Origin of the sequence: Stenotrophomonas sp. PS02289 (assembly GCF_029960115.1) — a bacterium.
In the GTDB taxonomy this organism is placed as follows: Bacteria; Pseudomonadota; Gammaproteobacteria; order Xanthomonadales; family Xanthomonadaceae; genus Stenotrophomonas.
In genome coordinates, this window is sequence record NZ_JASCOZ010000266.1 from 1 (window position 1) to 3,797 (window position 3,797).

The following is a 3,797-nucleotide window of genomic DNA, read 5'->3' on the forward strand; positions in this document are numbered from 1 at the left end:
GCCCGTTGCCGCCCGTGCAGCGCCGCCGCCGCTGCCGCCACGCGCGCCGGTGGCGCCGCCTGCGCCTGCGGTGCCGCAGGGGCCGAACGTCATTGAACGCGCCATCGATACGGTCAAGACCTGGTTCACCGAAGGCAACGTGCCGGTCAAGATCGGCATGCTGGTGCTGCTGGCCGGTGTGGCTGCGCTGCTCAAGTACGCCAGTGACCAGGGCTGGCTCAACGCCCCGATTGAACTGCGGCTGGCTGCCATCGCGGCCGGTGCACTGGGCCTGCTGGTGTTCGGGTGGGTCCAGCGCGAGCGTCGGCGGTTGTTCGCGCTGGCGCTGCAGGGTGGGGCGATCGGCATCCTGCTGCTGACCATTTTTGCCGCATTCAAACGCTATGGGCTGGTCGATCCCGGCATCGCCTTCGCCCTGAGCGTGCTGCTGATCGCCGGCCTCGGTGTGCTGGCGGTGGTACAGAACTCGCGCACCCTCGCCGTGCTCGGCATTCTCGCCGGCTTCATGGCCCCGATCTGGCTGTCCACCGGCAGTGGCAACCATGTGGCGCTGTTCTCGTATTACGCCGTGCTCAACGCGGCCATCCTCGCCATCGCCTGGTGGCGTCCCTGGCGTGTGCTCAACCTGCTGGGCTTTGCCTTCACGTTTGGCATCGGCACGTTCTGGGGCGTGCTGCAGTACCAGAGCGACAAGTTCGCCAGCACCGAGCCGTTCCTGCTGTTGTTCTTTGCGTTCTACCTGGTCATTCCGCTGCTGTATGCCCGCCGTCAGCCGGCGGAGAGGCGCGACCTGATCGATGGCAGCCTGGTCTTCGGTACGCCGCTGATTGCGTTCTCGCTGCAGGCGGGCATGCTGCATGACGACCGCCTGCTGCTTGCGCTGTGTGCGCTTGCACTGGCGGCGCTCTACGCCGTGCTGGGCTGGGCCCTGATCCGCCGCGAGCGCTACGCCGCGCTGGGGCAGTGTCATGCAGTGCTGGCGGTCGGCTTTGCCACTCTCGCCGTGCCGCTGGCGTTGTCCGCGCGCGCGACAGCCAGCATTTTCGCGCTGGAAGGGGCGGGTCTGGTCTGGCTGGGCCTGCGCCAGCAGCGTCTGCTGCCGCAGATTGCTGGTGCACTGCTGCAGCTGGGCGCAGCGTTCGCGTTCGTGGTCGGTGCCGATTACTGGCGCTTCGACGGCATTGCCGTGTCCAATCCGACCTTCATGAGCGGGCTGCTGCTGGCCGTGGCCGGGTTTGCGTCGGCCTGGAGCTATCGCCGCGCCGACAAGGAAGCACCCGCCATCGTGTACTACCTGTGGGGCCTGCTGTGGTGGCTGGGGACCTTCAGCCACGAGATCGGGCGCTTCGTCGCACGCAGCAGCGTGCCCGACGCCATGCTGGTGCTGGTCGCGGTCACCGCCTGGCTGGCCGCTGAAATGCATCGCCGCCAGCCGGCGCGCGCGCTGGTGCTGACCACGCTGGGCATGCTGCTGTGTGCGTTCCCGGTAGCGCTGTGGCAGGTCGACCTGCATGGCCAGCCGTTCGCTGGTTACGGCGCGCTGGCCTGGGCCGTGTTTGCCGTGCTCGGCGTCCGCAGCCTGTGGTGCCTGCGTGGCGGGCAGGGGCGTGCGGCCGTGGCCGCGCAGTTCACCTGGTGGCTGCTGTGGCCGACCGTGCTCACCCTTACCGCCAGCTGGGTGGCCGAGCGTTTCGCACTGGCTCAGGGCTGGGCCCTGGCGGCGGCACTGCTGCCGTGGCTGCTGCTGGCGGCGGTATCGCTGCAGCGCTGGCATTGGCTGACCCTGCCGTTGGGACCGCGCTTCGACGGCAGTCGTCATGCGCTGCAGGGAACGGTGTTCATGGCGCTGGCCTTTGCCTGGTGCTGCTACCTGTTTGCGCCGGGCGATGCCGCACCGCTGCCGTGGGTGCCGTTGCTCAACCCGCTGGAACTGGCACAGCTGGCGGTGCTGGCCCTGCTCGCGCGCTGGCTGTGGACCGGCCAGGCACCGCAGGCGTTGCAGGCACAGCGCATCCCGGTGCTGGCCGTGGCCGGGTTCATCGCCCTCACCAGCATCACCCTGCATGCCGTGCACCACTGGGGCGGCGTGGCGTGGAACGAGCAGCTGTGGTCGTCGACGCTGGCGCAGACCAGCCTCACCGTGGTCTGGAGCGTGCTGGGCGTGATCAGCTGGGTGTGGGGCTCGCGGCGCGGGCAGCGTGCCCTGTGGCTGGTCGGCGCGGTGCTGATGGGCGTGGTACTGGCCAAGCTGGTGCTCATCGACCGCCAGCATCTGGGCAACCTGCTCGGTATCGCCTCTTTCATCGCCTACGGCCTGCTGTGCACGGTCGTGGGGTATCTGGCTCCGGCACCGCCGCGTGCCGCCGAACCTGCTGTGGAGACTGCCCCGTGAATTCTGTCTGCCGGATCCTGACCGGACTGTTCCTGCTGGCCGCGCCGGGCTGGGCGATGGCTGTCGATGCGCGCCAGGACTACCGCGAGCAATGGCCGCTGCAACTGGAGACACCGTCGGCCGGAGCGTATCGGCTGACCTTGGGGGAAGCGCAGTACCGCAGCGCGGTGTCGCCGCAGCTGCAGGATGTGCAGGTGTTCAATGCGCAGGGCCAGCCGTTGCCGTCGGCGTTGTTCAGGGCGGAAACACCGCTGGCGCAGAGCGCCCCCCTGCAGGCATTGCCCTGGTTTGCACTGCCCCCGCAGGGCAGCGCTGGCAGCGACGACCTGCAACTGCTGACCGAGCGCAATACCGACGGCAGCGTGCGCCGCGTGGAAGCGCGACTGGGGCGTACCGGCAGCAGCGCGCAACCCGGCGGCTGGCTGGTGGATGCGAGCAAGCTCGATGTTGCCGTGCAGGCACTGCGGCTGGACTGGCAGGCGGGTCCGTCGTTGCAGCTGCGCGTCCAGGTGGATGTCAGCGGCGACCTGCAGAGCTGGCGCAGGATCAATGACGACGTGCCGCTGGTCGATCTGGCGCAGGACGACAACCGTCTGCAGCAGCGCCGCATTTTCATCGGACGCCAGGCACGATACATCCGGATTCTGCCGGTCTCCGGCAACACACTGCCAGCGCTGACCGCGGTGCAGGCCGAACTGATGTCGACGCTGCCGGCGATCGACTGGCAGTGGCGTTCACTGCAGGGGAAGACGGCCGCACCGGGCGAGTTCGAATACGTCCTGGATGGACGCTTCCCGATCGCGCAGGTCGACATCGCCACCGCCTACAACAGCGCGGTGCAGTGGACCCTGCAGAGCCGTGATGATGCGGGCCAGCCCTGGCAGGTCCGGGCCGGGCCGTGGGTGGCCTACCAGCTGCAGGACAGTGCGCAGCGCCGCCAGTCGCAGGCCCAGTCGTTGGCCACGCACAGCCGGGACCGCTACTGGAAACTGGTGGCCGCACAAGGGCAGCCCGCGCAGGCACCTACGCTGAAGCTTGGCTACCAGCCTGAAACGCTGGTGTTCCTGAGCCAGGGCGAGCCGCCGTTCACGGTCGCCACGGGCAGCGTGCGTGCTGCACGCACCTACGCGCCCGTGGGTACCGTGCTGGCGCAGCTGCGCGCACAGCAGGGGGAACAGTGGCAGCCGGCGGTGGCCACCGTGCAGGGCCCGGCGCAGGTGCTGGGCGGCGACGCCGCCGTGCAGCCCGAGCGTGACTGGAAGCGTTGGCTGCTCTGGGCGTTGTTGGGGCTCGGGGTGGTGATCGTGGGTGGGTTTGCGATCAGCCTGCTGCGCACCAAGCGGTAGCGCCGGCCGTTGGCCGGCCCACGGGTTGCATGCAACGTTCATGCGGGCCGGCCAACGGC

General features: G+C 69.1%; 2 protein-coding genes. Both read left to right on the forward strand.

Features of this window, described 5'->3' with window-relative positions:
• Positions 1 to 2,392: DUF2339 domain-containing protein (locus tag QMX83_RS20685; protein ID WP_282298503.1), on the forward strand; the 2,392-nt coding region annotated here is incomplete at its 5' end.
• Entirely contained in the window at positions 2,389 to 3,738 is a 1,350-nt protein-coding gene (locus tag QMX83_RS20690; protein WP_282298504.1) for a DUF3999 domain-containing protein, read from the forward strand. The genes QMX83_RS20685 and QMX83_RS20690, both read left to right, overlap by 4 nt.
• Positions 3,739 to 3,797: the final 59 nt, after the last annotated feature.